At 69.7% G+C, this 14,943-nt stretch carries 17 protein-coding genes; 8 read left to right on the forward strand and 9 right to left on the reverse strand.

The annotated features are described in order from the left end of the window. Positions 1-1,044, reverse strand: a 1,044-nt coding sequence (locus ACWELQ_RS17220; protein ID WP_452398031.1) for an AAA family ATPase, incomplete at its 3' end; no start/stop codon positions are given. A gap of 131 nt (positions 1,045-1,175) precedes the next feature. Between ACWELQ_RS17220 and ACWELQ_RS17225 the strand changes: the two genes are divergently transcribed. The 5 genes from ACWELQ_RS17225 (at position 1,176) to ACWELQ_RS17245 (ending at position 4,086) form a co-directional block, all read left to right on the forward strand. Beyond that, positions 1,176-1,604 (forward strand): hypothetical protein, encoded by a 429-nt coding sequence (locus ACWELQ_RS17225; protein ID WP_452398032.1) that lies wholly within the window; start codon positions 1,176-1,178, stop codon positions 1,602-1,604. Then, the gene (locus ACWELQ_RS17230; RefSeq protein ID WP_452398033.1) at positions 1,604-2,515 is read left to right on the forward strand and encodes an alpha/beta fold hydrolase; all 912 of its coding nucleotides are present in this window, start codon (positions 1,604-1,606) and stop codon (positions 2,513-2,515) included. The genes ACWELQ_RS17225 and ACWELQ_RS17230 overlap by 1 nt, the downstream gene beginning before the upstream one ends. Beyond that, a complete protein-coding gene (locus ACWELQ_RS17235; protein ID WP_452398034.1) occupies positions 2,512-2,643 on the forward strand; it encodes a hypothetical protein in 132 nt (43 codons plus the stop codon). Before ACWELQ_RS17230 ends, ACWELQ_RS17235 begins: the two co-directional genes overlap by 4 nt. Positions 2,644-2,808: 165 nt before the next feature. After that, positions 2,809-3,168 (forward strand): hypothetical protein, encoded by a 360-nt coding sequence (locus ACWELQ_RS17240; protein WP_452398035.1) that lies wholly within the window; start codon positions 2,809-2,811, stop codon positions 3,166-3,168. Between the two features lie 126 nt (positions 3,169-3,294). After that, positions 3,295-4,086 (forward strand): SAM-dependent methyltransferase, encoded by a 792-nt coding sequence (locus ACWELQ_RS17245; protein ID WP_452398036.1) that lies wholly within the window; start codon positions 3,295-3,297, stop codon positions 4,084-4,086. A 7-nt stretch (positions 4,087-4,093) separates the two neighbouring features. Here the strand turns inward: ACWELQ_RS17245 and ACWELQ_RS17250 are convergent, their stop codons facing one another. Both ACWELQ_RS17250 and ACWELQ_RS17255 read right to left on the reverse strand, forming a co-directional pair. Beyond that, positions 4,094-4,525: a type II toxin-antitoxin system Rv0910 family toxin gene (locus ACWELQ_RS17250; RefSeq protein ID WP_452398037.1), complete on the reverse strand. Its 432-nt coding sequence runs from the start codon at positions 4,523-4,525 to the stop codon at positions 4,094-4,096. Between the two features lie 48 nt (positions 4,526-4,573). After that, on the reverse strand, positions 4,574-5,893 hold the full coding sequence (locus ACWELQ_RS17255) for a chloride channel protein (protein WP_452398038.1): 1,320 nt from the start codon (positions 5,891-5,893) through the stop codon (positions 4,574-4,576). A 296-nt stretch (positions 5,894-6,189) separates the two neighbouring features. On the opposite strand from ACWELQ_RS17255, the gene ACWELQ_RS17260 reads away from it, so the two are divergent. Beyond that, entirely contained in the window at positions 6,190-7,494 is a 1,305-nt protein-coding gene (locus ACWELQ_RS17260) for a cytochrome P450 (protein WP_452398039.1), read from the forward strand. Here the strand turns inward: ACWELQ_RS17260 and ACWELQ_RS17265 are convergent. Then, positions 7,481-8,332: a DUF4436 family protein gene (locus tag ACWELQ_RS17265; protein ID WP_452398040.1), complete on the reverse strand. Its 852-nt coding sequence runs from the start codon at positions 8,330-8,332 to the stop codon at positions 7,481-7,483. The genes ACWELQ_RS17260 and ACWELQ_RS17265 overlap by 14 nt on opposite strands. 168 nt (positions 8,333-8,500) lie before the next feature. Between ACWELQ_RS17265 and ACWELQ_RS17270 the strand changes: the two genes are divergently transcribed. Continuing rightward, a complete protein-coding gene (locus tag ACWELQ_RS17270) occupies positions 8,501-9,121 on the forward strand; it encodes a VOC family protein (RefSeq protein ID WP_452398041.1) in 621 nt (206 codons plus the stop codon). 21 nt (positions 9,122-9,142) lie between these two features. Here the strand turns inward: ACWELQ_RS17270 and ACWELQ_RS17275 are convergent, their stop codons facing one another. Genes ACWELQ_RS17275 through ACWELQ_RS17295 form a run of 5 tightly spaced genes read right to left on the reverse strand, consistent with a single transcriptional unit; the run spans position 9,143 to position 13,118 of the window. Continuing rightward, positions 9,143-10,462: a cytochrome P450 gene (locus ACWELQ_RS17275; RefSeq protein WP_452398042.1), complete on the reverse strand. Its 1,320-nt coding sequence runs from the start codon at positions 10,460-10,462 to the stop codon at positions 9,143-9,145. Continuing rightward, positions 10,420-11,559, reverse strand: coding sequence for an MAB_1171c family putative transporter (locus ACWELQ_RS17280; protein ID WP_452398047.1), 1,140 nt, complete (start codon positions 11,557-11,559; stop codon positions 10,420-10,422). Before ACWELQ_RS17280 ends, ACWELQ_RS17275 begins: the two co-directional genes overlap by 43 nt. A 2-nt stretch (positions 11,560-11,561) precedes the next feature. Further along, on the reverse strand, positions 11,562-12,038 hold the full coding sequence (locus tag ACWELQ_RS17285) for a hypothetical protein (RefSeq protein ID WP_452398043.1): 477 nt from the start codon (positions 12,036-12,038) through the stop codon (positions 11,562-11,564). Continuing rightward, the gene (locus ACWELQ_RS17290) at positions 12,028-12,459 is read right to left on the reverse strand and encodes a hypothetical protein (protein WP_452398044.1); all 432 of its coding nucleotides are present in this window, start codon (positions 12,457-12,459) and stop codon (positions 12,028-12,030) included. The genes ACWELQ_RS17285 and ACWELQ_RS17290 overlap by 11 nt, the downstream gene beginning before the upstream one ends. Next, positions 12,456-13,118, reverse strand: a complete 663-nt coding sequence (locus tag ACWELQ_RS17295) for a hypothetical protein (RefSeq protein WP_452398045.1) — start codon at positions 13,116-13,118, stop codon at positions 12,456-12,458. The genes ACWELQ_RS17290 and ACWELQ_RS17295 overlap by 4 nt, the downstream gene beginning before the upstream one ends. Positions 13,119-13,629: 511 nt before the next feature. On the opposite strand from ACWELQ_RS17295, the gene ACWELQ_RS17300 reads away from it, so the two are divergent. After that, positions 13,630-14,943, forward strand: a 1,314-nt coding sequence (locus tag ACWELQ_RS17300; RefSeq protein WP_452398046.1) for a helicase-related protein, incomplete at its 3' end; no start/stop codon positions are given.

Below are 14,943 nucleotides of genomic sequence, written 5' to 3' on the forward strand. Positions count from 1 at the left end.
CACCTGGCGATCCGGCAGGCCCTCCAAGGTCTCGGCGAGTGCCTGGTGCGCGCGGCGGCTCTCCTCGGCGGTGGCCGCGGCCACCAGGGCGGAGCGGACCAGCGGATGACGGAAAGTCACCGTGCCGGAACCGATTCCGATCAGCCGGGCCGTCACGGCGGGCGCGAGCACCTCGGAGGTCACCGCGGATTCCAGGAGAATGCCGGTGGCGGTGAGGGTCTCGGCGGTCGAGTCGCCGTCGTTGAGGGCGGCGACGAGCAGCGCCGACCGGGTCGGTGCGGGCAAGGCCGAGCCGCGGGCCGAGAAGGCCCGCTCCAGCCGCTCGGTCAACGGGATCGCGGGGGCGTCATCGGCGAGATCCACTGCGGCCGTAGGCAGTTCGGCCAGAGCGAGGGGGTTGCCGTGGGCCTCGGTGAGCACCCGGTGCCGCAGCTGGGCGGGCAGGCCCGGGGCGAGGGAGTCGAGCAGCGCGGTCGCGTCGCCGTCGGGCAGCGGGCCGAGCCGCATGAGCGACAGCCCGGCCTCGCGCAGCGGCGACGTGGTCGCGTCGCGCAAAGTCGCCAGCACCGCAACGGGTTCGGAGTCGATGCGGCGCGCGACGAAGGCCAGCACCTCCGCGCTGGCCATATCCAGCCAGTGTGCGTCCTCGGCGACGACCAGCACCGCGCGCTCGGCGGCCGAGTCGGCCAGCAGGGTCAACGCGGCGAGGCCGACCAGGTGGATGCTCGGCTCGTCGGTGCTGTCGGACATGCCCAGAGCCGTTGTGAGCGCGTCCAATTGACGCGCGGGCAGGGCGGCGAACTCGCGACGCAGCGGGTACAGCAGCTGGTGCAGTCCGGCGAAGTCCAGATTGCGCTCGGCCTCCACCCCGGCGGTCCGCAGCACCCGCAGCCCCGCGGCGGACGCGGCGGCGGCGGTCTGCTCGACGAGCGTCGACTTCCCGATGCCCGGCTCACCCTCGATCAGGATGCCGCTCCGGTCGCCGGGGCCGTCCACGAGCGCGGCCAGGTCTTTCAGTTCGGTGTCGCGTCCGAACAACGGCATGGTGCGGGATCCTCCTCCGGGCCGCGAAACCGTATCGCGACACGTCGTGACCCTACCGAAAACTGGATTACGTCAAGACAACGTCATCTGACAGATTCGGCGGCCCTGGCTCGGCGACGAAGGTATTTCCCATGACCACAGTCGCATTTCACCTGATGTCCACCCTGTCCCCCGCCGAGGCCATGCACGTGCTGACCGACTTCGGACCCACCCGCGCCGAAGCCTGGCCGAGCATCGACACCGACCACTTCACCGTTCACGCCCGGGGCGAGAACTGGGCCGAGGTCACCGAGGGCACCGCCGCCGCCTGGGAACGCGCCCGCTACGACTGGGATCCGGCCGGGGACACCGTCACCGTCACCACGCTGGACTCCAAGCTCTTCGGCGCGGGCGGCGGCTGGGTTTTCAAGATCACCCCCGATCTGCCCGGCTGCCGGGTCGACGTCGAACTGACCCGGAACCCGCAGGCGTTCAAGGGCAAGCTGCTGGCGGCGCTGCTGCCGCTGGTCGGGCCGTCCTCGCTGCGCAAGTCCTTCGCCGTCGCGCTGAAGGCGGCGTGATGGGCCGGTCGCAGCCGAGCGTCGAAGCGCTCGCGCCCGGCGCGCACGCCTTCGACTCCGACGGCGTCCTCCAGCGCTACCACGTGTACGGCAGCGGACCGGTCTGCCTGGCGCACCCGGGCGGGCCGGGCATCCACTGGGAGTACCTGCGCACGCCGGAACTCGAAGAGCACCTGACCATGGTGTACGTCGAGGCACTCGGCACCGGCGGCTCCGGCCGCCTCCCGACCCACCCTCACGGCTACACCCGCGAACGCTACAGCGTTGCCCTGCAACGACTCATCGACCATCTCGGGGTCCCGCAGGTCTACCTGCTCGGCCACTCCCACGGCGCGTTCGTCGCCGCCTACCACGCCATCCACCGACCCGCCGGTCTCGCGGGCGTCATCCTCTACGAGGGCGCCCCCGTGACCGGCCCCGAACACGGCGCGGAAGCCACACGCCGCCTCCAGGAGTTCGCCGCCGCCCACGCCGATCGCCCCGAGCTGTCCGAGGTGCTCGCGGCTTTCGGTGCGATGCAAGACATCTCGAGCGACGCACAGACCCTCGCCGTCGCCCGAGGAGTCCTGCCCTCGTACTTCGCGAACTACTGGGGCGACGAGAAGCGCTGGTCTCCGGTCCGAGACGCGGTGCGCGCCACCTACATCTCGGGCCTGGACGCACTCGGTTCCCCCGAACTCATCGACGACCGCGCCACCCTGCCGAAGCTCACCGTCCCCACCCTGATCCTCGTCGGCCGCTTCGACATCATCTGCGGCCCCCGCTGGGCCCGGGAACTCGACACCCTCATCCCCGCCTCCCAGTTGGTCGTCCTCGAAAACAGCGGCCACCTGGGCCATCTCGAAGAACCCCGCCCCTTCACCGACGCAGTCCTCAACTTCGTCCACGATCCCGAAAGGCTCCTCCGATGAAGCCGCAAAACCCCCAACGCCCAATGCTCGCGGAACTTTTCGTCTGCGGCCCCATCGCCATGCTCATCTGGTCCGAAACCGCCGTCCGCCAAGGCCGCGGCCCCACCGCCCGCGAACTCATGGGCTAGCCCGCCGCGCGTTTCCGGCCGGACCGGACAACCGGAACCAGGGCTGTGAACTGCGAGGAAGGGGATACCCGTAGATTTTCCCATTGCTGAACGGAACCTGGGGCGGAATCGTTTTCGGTATCGGCGGGCGTAGTGACCGCCGAATCGAAAAGGGGGAGTTCGGATATGGAGCGGGTGGTACTCGTCGTGCTGGCGGGGTTCTATCTGGGGATGGCCGTGATGAACGGGCGGGTGGTCCGGCGCGTGCTGAGGCAGCTGGTGCCGCGCGAATCGGCGGCAGCGAATTGCACGCCGATCCGGCTGCGGACCGTGGGGGATTGGAATCGGGCCCAGCGGTGGATCATTCCCTTCCGGACGAGTGCCGCGGTCGTGTACGCGGGCGCGGTCGGGGTGGCGGTGTGGGCCTGCGCCGAAAGCAATACGGAGCGACTACCAGCGTTGATCGCGATAGCACCACTCGTGGCGGACCTCGTTCTCTACGGTGCCTCCTACGCGGTGGTCCACGCCAAGTTGAGTGCGCGATAGGTTTTGGGGCCTTTTCCCGAATTTGCGGGAGTGGCGCTCAGTCCGCATGAAACCCCTCGGTCCGGCGGTGGGCGGATTAGCCTGTCGGGGTAGGTTTGCGGTCGATCAGGCGATTGTGGTGCTCGCATGGACGGAGAGATCCCACTGGACAAGCCGCATACCTCCCGTGTGTACGACTACTTTCTCGACGGCAAGGACAACTACGAGGCCGATCGGAAGGCAGCCGAGGAAATCCTGAAGGTGTGGCCGAATATTCGGACCGCGGCTCGGGTGAATCGGCAGTTCATGCACCGCAGCACCAGGTTTCTGGCGGAGTCGGGGGTGCGCCAGTTCCTCGATATCGGCACCGGGATCCCCACCGAACCCAACCTGCACCAGATCGCGCAGGAGGTCACGGCGGACGCGCGGGTGGTCTACGTCGACAACGATCCGGTGGTGCTGGCCTACGCGCGAGCGCTGATGATGGGCAGTGATTCCGGGGCGACCACCTACATCCAGGGCGATGTCACCGACCCCGAATCCATTCTGCGCGCACCGGAACTCATCGACACCCTCGATCTGTCCGAGCCGGTGGGCCTGAGCCTGATCGCCCTGCTGCATTTCGTCGAGGCCGACATCCCCGCCATCCTGTCGGCCTTCCTCGACGCCCTGGCCCCTGGCTCCTACCTCGTCATCTGCGCCATCACCCCCGATTTCGCGCCCGAGCAGGTCCTCCCCGCCCAAGAGGTCTACCGGGTCCGCAAGCTACCGGCCCAGGTCCGCACCCACGACGAAATCGTCGGCTGGTTCACCGGCCTCGACCTCGTCCCGCCCGGCGTAGTACCCCCGCACCGCTGGCTCGGCAGCGAAACCACCGAATTCTCCGCCGCTTTCGACGCCAAGGTCTCCTGCTGGTGCGGCGTCGCCCGCAAGCCCTGACCGGGGCTCAGCCGTAGAGCTGGACGAAGCGGTCGAGGGACCGTTCCACGTCGCCGCGCAGGGCGCGGGCCACCACCGAGCCGATGGGGCCGAACAGGGGAGCCCCGCCGAGATCGAAGTCGGCGGTGACCTTGGAGCCGGTCGCGGTGGGGGAGACCCGCAGCTCGATACCGAATTTGGTGCCGCCGATGCCGGAGCCGTTGAGCACCAGGCGGTTCGGCGGTTCGGCGGTCTTGACGACCCAGGTGACGCGATTGCGGAAGCCCTTGACGGTCGCGACGCCGATGAGGCGCGTGCCGGGGGTGAGACCCTCCGGGACCGGCCCGCGCCAGCCCTCGTGCAGGGTCAGCCACTTGTCGAGTTCGGGCAGGTCGGAGGCATGCGACCAGGCCTTGTCGGGGGAGATCGGGACGTCTACGGAAACCTTGAGCTTGGCCACGCGGCCGATGATATCTGCTACATGATGTAGCACTGAATGCGAGGTCGCTCAGGAGGCCAGGCCGGGCGTCTCGATCGGCGTGGTGGCCGGGCGCGCGGGCAGGCGCGCGGAGTAGATGGAGTAGCCGTCGAGGTGGCGGACCACCAGCGTCGCGGTCACGGTGGCGGCGATCATGACGGGCATGAAATCGAACCCGCCATGGGTGAGTTCGAGAATCAGCGCCAGACCGGTGAGCGGCGCCTGCATGGCGGAACCGATGGCCGCACAGGCCGCGACCATGGCGAACGCGCCCACCGGCGAGCCCGGCCACAGCTGCGTCCACAGGATTCCGGTCCCCGCGCCGAACGCCGCACCGGTGCTCAAAACGGGGGTGAACAACCCGCCCGGCGCGCCGCTGCCCAGGCACAATGCGGTGACGATCGGTTTGAGAATGGCCAGGGCCAGGAACAATCCGGCCCCGCCGACCCCGAGGAAGGCCGCCGCCGCGATGCCGTGGCCGTTGCCGAACAGCTGGGGATAGGCGATGCCGATCAGCCCGAGCGTGCCGAAGGCGAGAATCGGGGCGACCAGCGCGACCCGGCCGGTGACCCGGTAGTGCGAGATCCAGCCGATCACCCGGATGTACCCGGTGGCGGCCAGCCCCAGGAACGGTCCGGCCAGCAGCGACCACACCAGCAGCGACACACTCCAGTGATAGTGGGGGATGTCGAGGTAGGTGGCCCGGTTGGGCAGGTAGAGCCACGCCGTCATGGTCGCCATCCCCGAGCAGGCCAGCGCGGGCAGCAGCGTCGCGATCGAGGTTGTGCCGCACAGCAGTTCGGCGGTGAAGAAGGCCCCGCCCAGCGGCACGTCGTAGACGCAGGCCAGTCCCGCCCCGCCGCCGCAGGCGATGAGCAGTCGCTGCTGCGCCGCGCTCAATCCGAAGCGGCGGCTCAGCACACTGCCGAACGCGCCACCCATCAGCTTGGTCGCCGCCTCGCGCCCGATCGACGCTCCCAGCCCGATGACGACCTCGGAGATGACGGCCGTTCCCAGACAGCGCCGGAACGACAGCTCACCGGAGGCGGTCCACACGATGTCGTCCAGATCGGTCTTCTCGCCGGGCGTCCACCGCCGCAGCAGATACAGCGAAATCCCGGCCACCACACCGGCGATGAGCAAGGAGTTCACCCGCCGCCACGGCGTCGCCGCCGCCACGTTCGCCAGATACGTCCCGTTCCCGGGGAAGGCGAGCGCCTCGACCCGGAACAGCAGCCACATCAGCGCGATCCCGCCGAGCCCGGCCGCGACCCCGGTCAGCAGCAGCGCCACCCAGAACATCGGCGTCAGGGCCGCGTCCCCGTCGTGCCGGGCATTGGGCTGCTCCATCGCTCCGCGCCGGGACGGCATCCGCCGCCGGAACACGGGCCGGGGATTGCGAAGCCGTTCGGTATGTTCGGGTCGTCCGGGTCTCGATCCGGGGTTCCGCCGCGGCACGTCCACAGGATAGGGCGAACGGCTCCGGTCGCGCGGCAACCACACCGGCAAATCGGGCATGGCACCGCGGGCGCGCCGATTCGCGCCTGATCCGGAAATTATCCGCACGGGTCGCGCTCGAGCGCTCGGGCCGGGCATGATCGACCCGCGTAGGGGAATCAGCGAACTCGAATCGGCGGGGGCACACCATGAAGAATCTCCCGGTCGCCAACGGCCTGCGGCTGCTCGGCAATCCATCCATCATTCATCGACGCCTGCTGGAGTGGAGTCGCCGCTACGGCCCGCTCTACCGGTTCAACCTGTTCGGGCGGCCGTTCCTGGTGGTATCGGAAACGCAAGCCGTGCAACGGATTCTGCGTGAGCGGCCGGAAGGGTACCGGCGGCTGAGCGCCATCGAGTCGGTGCTCACCGAGATGGGTGTCGACGGCCTGTTCGCGGTCGAGGGCGAGGAATGGCAGCGGCGGCGTCGCCTGGTCACGCCCGCGTTCACGCCGACCCGGCTGCGCGGCGTCGACGACACCGTGGACGTCATCACCGACCGGCTCGCCGAACGCTGGCGCACGCGACCGGTCGAGGATGTGCACGCCGACCTCATGCGCTTCACCGTCGATGTGATGGCGCGCGTCGCCTTCGGCTACGACCTCAACACCCTCGAGGGCGGCGGCGACGCCATCGAGCAACGGCTGCAACGCCTCTTCCCGATGATCGGCAAGCGGGTCAACGCGCCGGTGCCGTACTGGCGCTACGTGAAACTGCCCGCCGACCGCGCCCTGGACCGGGCACTGCGGGAACTGCGCGACGACGTCGACGCGGTCGTCGCGACGGCCCGGACCGCCGAGACCCCGACCAACTTCGTCGAGGCCCTGATCCATCAGTCCGAAGACGCCGAAGCGCTCACCGCCGCAGAGCTTTTCGCCGAGGCGCTGACAGTCCTGGTCGCGGGCCAGGACACCACCGCCAACACCCTCGCCTGGCTGCTCTACCACCTGGCCCAGCATCCGGACGTCCGAGAGCGGATCCGGGTGGAATCGGAGGAACAGAAGCGGCCGTATCTCGCCGCCGTCATCGCGGAATCGATGCGACTGCGCCCAATTTCGCCGTTCCTGTTCTTGGAATCGTTGCGGCCCACAGTGATCGAGGGCGCCGAGGTCCCCGCCGGTACCGCCGTCATTGTGCTCCCGGGACACGGGGCAGTGGACGAGGCCAACTTCGACGACCCGGAAGCCTTCCGCCCCGAACGCTGGCTGAGCGGCTACCCGGGTACGCACAATGCCAAGGCCAGCATGCCTTTCGGTGGCGGCCCACGGTTCTGCCCGGGCCGCTCGCTGGCCCTGCTGGAAATCGAGGCGGTGGCCACCATGGTGTGCCGCGACTTCGAACTCTCGCTACCCGCACCGCATGTGCCGCCCCGCGAACGTTTCACCTTCGCCGTGGAACCGGTCGGCCTCCGCCTGGACCTCGTCGCGCGGGACTCCGGAGCTATTCCTCGCTGACCCGACCGACCTCCTGCCGGTACCCGATGAGCACCGTGCAGATGAGCGACAGCGCCACAACGGCTTCGGCGATGAAGAACGAACCGAAGTCGATGATCGACCCGATCGGCGGCGCACCCGGCACCGCGTTGCGCAGCGGGATCATGGCGAACAACATGGCCGCCATCAGGGTCATCGCGGGCCAGACCAGACCGTGCCGGCCGCGCAGCACGAAGAAGGCGGCGGTCGCGGCGGCCACCGCCAGGCCCAGCATCAGGGCCATGACGAACAGCGCGAACACCACCGACGGGACCGACCGCTCGACGTCGACCACGGAATTCAATCCGTCACCGTGCTGCGCGGCGGTCACGTGCGGAGTCAGTCGGAAGAAGGCGTCGAGTCCGTAGAGGCTGACATTCATGGGGACCTCGGCGGCGTCCACTTCCACCGCGAAGGCCACCTGCGCGCGGTAGTCGTCGAAGGGGTAGTCGGTGACGGTGCCGCTGTTCAAGGGAATCCGAATCTCGTTGGTGGAGATGGCTTCACCCGTCCGGATGCGGATGGTCTCCGACTTCAGGCCCGCGGTGTAGACGGTGGTGTCGGCGGTGAAGCGGCCGCCGTCGTCGAATCGGCCGTGCGGTGTCGGCGTCACCTGCACCGCCATCTCCCCGGCGGCCGGATCGACCCGCACGACCACCACGTCGATGTCGATCCGGTCCGTCTGCGCGGTGTCGCCGATCAGGTAGGCGGGCCTGCCGTGATCCTCTTGCAAGCGATACAGCGACAGACTGCACACCGTCCCCAACGCCACCAGGGTCACCGCCAGCACGGCCGAGATGATCTTGTCGAAACGTCGCACCACACGCCTCCGTAGGTCGGATCCCGGTCTGATGTGGATCGAAGTCTCGCACCGTGGGGCGAGTATGTCGGTCAACCGGTGGCAAATGCGTGCGCGTGGCGAGGCGCCTGCGATCCGCTCGAGCGCAACGGTGTCGGGCGGGCCGTGCGGGTTCTAGCGTGCTGCGATGTGAGTGAACTCGATCATGTGGTGTTGGCGACGCCGGATCTGGCGGGCACGGTGGAGACCGTGGGACGACTGCTGGGGGTGAAACCCGTTGCGGGCGGGGTGCATCCGGGGCGAGGTACGCGCAACTACCTGCTGGGGCTGGGCAATGGCGGGTACCTGGAGATCATCGGGCCGGATACCGAGCAGCCGGAGCCGGAACTGCCGCGGCCGTTCGGGATCGACGGGCTGACCGAGGCGCGGCTGGCGGGCTGGCTGGTGCGGGTCGGCGACATCGATGCCGCGGTGGCCGGGGCGCGGGCCGCCGGGTACGACCCGGGTGAGGTGTCGCCACTGTCGCGGGCTACCCCGGATGGCCGGATTCTGCGGTGGCGGTTGACCTTTCCGCTGCCGAGCACGGGAACGCAGGTGGTGCCTGCGATCATCGACTGGGGTGACACCGATCATCCGGCGGCGGAGTTGCCGGAGGTGCCGCTGCTCGGCCTGGAGATCGTGCATCCCGACATCGAGCCGGTGACGGCTCGGCTGCGGGCGCTCGACATCGACGTCACCGTGCGTGCCGGGAACCGGGCCGCCCTGATCGCCCGGATCGGCGACCCGGACGATCCGACCGTCCTGTTCTGACCGGCCGCTGTCGAACTCGGGTCAGTGCGCCGCCGCGCGAGCGGTGACCCGCAGTGTGAGATCGCGCGGCTTCAGCGTCGGGAACTCCTCGATATCGAGGCGGTAGCCGGTCCGGCCCAGATCGTGCTCGTGCAGCAGATGGGCCAGGGTCAGTGCCGCCTCGTGCAGGGCGAGTGCCCTGCCGATGCACGCCCGCGCGCCGGTGCCGAAGGGTTTGTAGGTCAGCGGCGTGGGGCCGGTCAGGAAGCGTTCAGGGTCGAACCGGTCCGGTTCGGTCCACACGGCCGGATCCCGGTGAATGGCAAGCAGATTCAGATACACCCAGTCATCCGGTGTGACCCGGTGCTCACCCAGCGTGGCCGGGCCGCGCGCCGCCCGGATGAAGGCGGGCGCGACCGGATGCAGCCGCAACGTCTCGTCGATGATCGACCGCAGATAGCGCAGTCCGGCGATGTCCTCGTACTCCAATTCCGCGGGGTGCCTGCCGGTTTCGGCGAGTTCGGCGCGCGCCCGATCGGCGGCCTCGGGATGCCGGGACAGCTCGTGGAGTGCGAAAGCGACCGTCCCGGCGGTGGTCTCGTGCCCCGCGATCAGCATGACCACGGCCTGATCGACGACCTGCTGCCGGGTCAGGGGCGCGCCCCGCTCCGGATCGGTGTCGGCCAGCGCCGCCGACAGCGGGGCCTCGGCGTCACCGGAATCGACCACCCGCTCGACATGCCGTCGCAGCGCCTGCGCGTGCGGCGGCACCGGATTGACGCCGAGCACCGCGTCCAGGAACGGAATCACCTTGCCGCGGTTGGTCGTCCGGATCAGCGCGAACATGGTGTCGACGAATTCCGCCCGCTGCTCGCGGGTCAGCCGGGCCCCGAAACCGGCCCGGGTGATCAGGTCGTAGGCGAGATCCTGGGTGAGATCGCTGGCATTGATCGGCTGCGGCAGCTCACCCCAGCGCCGGATGTGCTCGGCGATCACGGGATTCATCGCCGCGTGATAGCGCCGCATGGCGGCGCGGCTGAACGCCGGTTGCAGCCGGTCGTGCGCGAGCCGCCAGACGGCATCCTCGGTATCGGTGAACAGCAGCCCGGTCGGGGCCATGGGCGCGAGCCGCCGGAAGGCCGGACCGTTCACCTTCGTCCACTGCCGGTCGTCCAGCACGGGTTCCGCGAGCGCGGCCGAATTCACGATGAGCATGCGGGGATAGCGCAGCACCCGCACCTCGTAGATGTCGCCCAGGTCGGCGGCGTGCGCGGTGATGCTCTGCGCGGGCGTACGCGCCGAGAGCGACAGCGCGTCGCCTACGAGTGGTACGCGCCAGGGCGGATGGGGTACGGCTGGCATTTCGACCACTCCTTCGACAGCGCGGACAGAATACGGGTCTCCGATTGCAGATCGGCCCCGCCGGGCAGGCGCAACGCGGGCGCGGCCGGATCGGGCGGACCGTCGGCCAGGCGCACCGCGCACGCGGCCGTGAGCGCCCGCGCGACGGACTCGAAATCGGCTGCCCGCGTACGTCTCTCGACCGGCACGTACCGGGCCAGGCAGAGGATCGCGTCATTGATCTCGATGACCGAGCGGTGCAGCCGATAGGTCGCGTCGGCCCCGTCGGGACGCGGCTGGACCACCTCGGGGCAGGCGCGTGTCAGATCCGCCCACAGGGGTGCGAGCCGCTCGACGGCTCGTGCGGCGGGATCACCCCGCACGGCGTCGATGAACCGCAGCACCAACGCGATCGCGGCGAGCGGGGTGAACCCGACGATGTCGGCCACGAAGGCCATCCGGTCGGTCTCCGCCGCGTACTCGGTGAACGCGTTGACATGTCCGCTCGCCAGCACGAACGACGTGGTGAGCCCGAAACTGAGACTCCAGATCAGGCCGCCGAAGATCACCAGGAACAGCAGCGAGAACACACGCGCACTCCACGGCGGCCGCGCCCGCAGATCCTGGATGGACGCCGACACGATCAACACCGCACACGCGTACGGGAAGATCACGAACAGCATCGTCATCGGCGCGGCCTGCCAGCCCGGATACTGCAACACCAGCCCGCCGCGCGCGGCGATCGGACTGCCCAGCACCAGATACCCCAGGCCCATCAGCCCGGCGGCGGTGTACACGACCGGCAGACTCGGCGTCTTCCGTTGCTGCGCATGCGAAACCACCAGATACGCCTCCGCGGTGACCAGGATCATCAGGGCGTTGGCGAGCTGATACTGCCGGGCCGCGGACAGCCACGGCTCCAGCAGTTCCTGCGCGGAGGCGATCATCAGCAGCCAGGCCAGGGTCGAGCCGATCAGCGCGTTGTTGACGTGTCGATTGCCGAAAGTGTCACGGCACCAGACCAACCGGCCGATCGTCACCAGCGCGGTGAACGTCCACAGCGGCCAGGCCGCGGCCTCGGGCAGCGAGGAGTACGGGGGCAGCGGCGGATACGGCATGCTCACCCGCGCACGAACACATTGCGGAACGGCGCGAACGGACGACGCCGCATGGCGGGCATGATCAGGTTCGCGAACGACTCCGCCTCGAGCTCCTTGGCGGTGCCGAAAACCCCACGCGCCAAAGCGGTTTCCATTCGCGCCAGCGCACCCGGCCCGACCAGGCCGCCCAGATAATCGCCGAGGGCCTCGTGGATGCGCTCGCCCTCGTGATCGAGCAGCAGGTGGCCGATCTCGTGCAGCACGGTGTGCTCGACCATGTAGCGCGAGGACCGTTCCTCGTAGACGATCAGCGTCAGCTCCTCGGTCTCGGCGAGCAGACCGCACGGGAATCCGGCCGCCTTGAGCCCGGAACGGCCGACCAGGCTGATGGGTTTGCCGCGCTGCGCGGCCAGCGTGTCGACGAATCGCATCAGATCCCAGGGATCCGGAATGCTCAGGCCCGCGATCAGCGCCTCGAGCCGATCCTCACCGCTCATGGGCCGCGTCCTGGACGGTTCCGGTCGCGCGGGCCTGCCGGGCGGTCTCGATCAGCAGTTCCAGCGCCTGCACGGAGAACTCGCCGCCGCGGAAGTGGACCGCGCCGAGCTTGATGCCCAGGGTGCGCGCGGTGTCGAGGACGGCGAGCTTGTGATCGAGGGTGCGCATCTGTTCGGTGTCCGGGTCCAGCAGGTAGCGCGGGTCCACCTCGAACTGGATCGCCATGGCGCGCAACAGGTCCGGGGCGGGGCGGCCGGACTCGGCGCGCGCGTCGGCGATCTCGGCCGGGGTGACCGGGCGGCCCAGTAGCTGCGTGGTCCGCTCCGCGATATCGGCATTCTGGGCGGTGGGATCGGCGTTCTCGTCGCGTCCTCCGAGTAACCTGCACAATCGGTCGACTCGAGTCGCGACGAGATTCATTGCGGGCCTTCTCCTGCGTTCTTTCGTGCCTGCCGAAGTCTGGCACCGAATCTACCTGCCAACTGGTCTGGTATCTCGGCTGTCCGCCCGATCAGCCAGCGGCGGTAGAGCTTGTCCTCGTAGTCGGGGTCCTGCGGCGATACCGGCCCGTCCAGCAATCCGGCGAAGGCGCGTGTCAGCAGCGGCGGGATCGAGCCGTCGCCGTCGCGATTGCGTTCCAGTAGATCGGTGAGGTAAAGACCGAGCAGGCGGCCGCATTCGAGATTGAGCCCGGCCACCGCGGCGCGGAGTTCGCCGACATCGGCGGGATCGCGCCCGGCGACCCGATTCAACTCGATCTGGGCCTCGAACAACCCCAGCGCGAGCGCGGCGGGCACGGCCACCACGGCGGTCCCCGGATCGAGCGGGCGGGCCGCGGTCTGCGGCTTCTCACCGCTCCAATAGGCCCGCGCGGCACTGCCTTCGCCCCACGACAGGGCAGCGTCGAGCCGGCGGAAGGTGACGGGTTTGGGGTTCGGCCCCAGGTCCGCGGCCTCCACGCGGACGAGGGTGCGCTTGGTCGGCCCGCCCGCCGCGAGCACATCGTCGAGGCTGAGGTTGAGCTCGCGTCGCCGCTCCCGCACACAGGCTGCGAGAAACGTGGCGTACTCCGGTCGCATGTATACCGATTTTACTCCATCATGGTCTTGACTTGGCACGATAGGTCAGTCGTTCTCTACTGATTTTATTGCGACGGGGCGTCGGCTGGCCTAGTCTCAGATTCGCGGACGGCATCTGACGGCCAGGGTCCGATCTGGACAGTGGAGGGGATGGATCGGCATGCGGCACGCGGGTGCCGTCCGCCGTGAGACCTCTGAACGACCCCCGGAATGAGCAACGTCGCCGGGCGAAGGGGGGGAGTTGGCCCGGCGACGTCACCATCGAAGTGGCCGAAGCCACCGATACGGGTCAACACTGTTCGGGGGGGAGTGAACAGGTTGCCCGCGGACGACTATACGGACACCCCCCGGCCCCGGCGCAACCCCCGGGGCGAAACGAAATCCACTGAAGCGCAATCAGTTGCGATTCGTGATGTGATTCCGCGAGGCGTCAACGCGGAATGCGGGCCGCCGCTCGCGGTCTCCGCCCGGCTTGGCCACCGCCGCGCGCGCCCGGCAGACTGGGGCGGACATGATGCTTCCCGACCTTCCCGACCTGCCCGTTCGCGCGGCCCTCGACGAGATCACGGGCACCCTGGCCGACCGTGGCACCGCCGTGCTGGTGGCGCCGCCGGGCACCGGCAAGACGACCATGGTCCCGCTCGCGCTGGCCGCCGCGACCGCGGGCCGGGTGGTGGTGGCCGAACCGCGCCGCCTGGCCGCCCGCGCCGCCGCGGCACGGATGGCCGCGCTGCTGGGTGAGCAGGTCGGCGGCACGGTCGGGTATTCGGTGCGCGGGGATCGCAAGGTCGGATCCGGCACCCGGATCGAGGTGGTGACCTCCGGGCTGCTGGTGCGGCGGCTGCAGAACGATCCGGAGCTGGCCGGGGTGGACGTGGTGGTGCTCGACGAGTGCCACGAACGGCATCTGGACGCGGATCTGCTGCTGGCGCTGCTGCTCGACGCTCGCGCGGGCTTGCGCCCGGACCTGCGGGTGCTGGCGACCTCGGCGACCGTTGCGGCAGAACGGCTTTCGGTGCTGCTGGGGGATGCGGAACCCGCGCCGGTGCTGGAGGCCCGGGGGCGCGCCTACCCCGTCCGGTTCGACTACGTGCCGCCGCTGCCCCGGGAGCGGATCGAGCAGCAGGTGGCGCGGGTCACGCGAATGGCGTTGGCGGACACCGCCGATGACGTCCTGGTGTTCCTGCCCGGGGCGGGGGAGATCCGCCGCACCACCGAGCTGCTGTCGGGTCTGCGGGACGTCGACGTGCTGCCGCTGCACGGGCGGTTGGCCGCGGCCGCGCAGGACACCGCGCTGCGGCCGGGGCCGCGCCGCCGGGTGGTGCTGTCCACCGCGGTCGCCGAATCCAGCCTCACCGTGCCCGGGGTGCACGCGGTGGTGGACTCGGGGCTGGCGCGCGTGCCGCGCATCGACCATCGTCGCGGCCTGTCCGGCCTTGCGACCGTGCGGGTTTCGGCCGCCGTGGCCGAACAGCGGGCGGGCCGCGCGGGTCGCGAGGGGCCCGGCCACGCCTTCCGCTGCTGGCCCGAATACGAGCACGCCACCCTGCCCGCCTACCCGGAGCCGGAGATCCGCACCGCCGACCTGACCCGGCTGGCCCTGGAACTCGCCTGCTGGGGCACCGTCGACGGTCAGGGTCTGGCCTGGTGGGACCCGCCCCCGGCGGGCGGGCTCGCGGCGGGCCACGCCGTACTCCGCGCGCTGGACGCGGTGGACGACCATGGGGCGGTGACGGATCGGGGCCGCCGCATGGCCGCCGTCGGCCTGCACCCCCGCCTGGCCCGCGCCCTCCTCGACGGCGCGGCCGAACTGGGCCCCCGCGCC

The organism is Nocardia sp. NPDC004722, assembly GCF_053601505.1.

Excerpts from the sequence above, each read along its gene's own strand:
- ACWELQ_RS17225 (WP_452398032.1), top strand. The coding sequence starts at position 1,176 with ATGACCACAGTCGCATTTCACCTGATGTCCACCCTGTCCCCCGCCGAG.
- ACWELQ_RS17230 (WP_452398033.1), top strand. The coding sequence starts at position 1,604 with ATGGGCCGGTCGCAGCCGAGCGTCGAAGCGCTCGCGCCCGGCGCGCAC.
- ACWELQ_RS17235 (WP_452398034.1), top strand. The coding sequence starts at position 2,512 with ATGAAGCCGCAAAACCCCCAACGCCCAATGCTCGCGGAACTTTTCGTC.
- ACWELQ_RS17240 (WP_452398035.1), top strand. The coding sequence starts at position 2,809 with ATGGAGCGGGTGGTACTCGTCGTGCTGGCGGGGTTCTATCTGGGGATG.
- ACWELQ_RS17245 (WP_452398036.1), top strand. The coding sequence starts at position 3,295 with ATGGACGGAGAGATCCCACTGGACAAGCCGCATACCTCCCGTGTGTAC.
- ACWELQ_RS17255 (WP_452398038.1), bottom strand. The coding sequence starts at position 5,893 with ATGGAGCAGCCCAATGCCCGGCACGACGGGGACGCGGCCCTGACGCCG.
- ACWELQ_RS17260 (WP_452398039.1), top strand. The coding sequence starts at position 6,190 with ATGAAGAATCTCCCGGTCGCCAACGGCCTGCGGCTGCTCGGCAATCCA.
- ACWELQ_RS17275 (WP_452398042.1), bottom strand. The coding sequence starts at position 10,462 with ATGCCAGCCGTACCCCATCCGCCCTGGCGCGTACCACTCGTAGGCGAC.
- ACWELQ_RS17280 (WP_452398047.1), bottom strand. The coding sequence starts at position 11,559 with ATGCCGTATCCGCCGCTGCCCCCGTACTCCTCGCTGCCCGAGGCCGCG.
- ACWELQ_RS17285 (WP_452398043.1), bottom strand. The coding sequence starts at position 12,038 with ATGAGCGGTGAGGATCGGCTCGAGGCGCTGATCGCGGGCCTGAGCATT.
- ACWELQ_RS17290 (WP_452398044.1), bottom strand. The coding sequence starts at position 12,459 with ATGAATCTCGTCGCGACTCGAGTCGACCGATTGTGCAGGTTACTCGGA.
- ACWELQ_RS17295 (WP_452398045.1), bottom strand. The coding sequence starts at position 13,118 with ATGCGACCGGAGTACGCCACGTTTCTCGCAGCCTGTGTGCGGGAGCGG.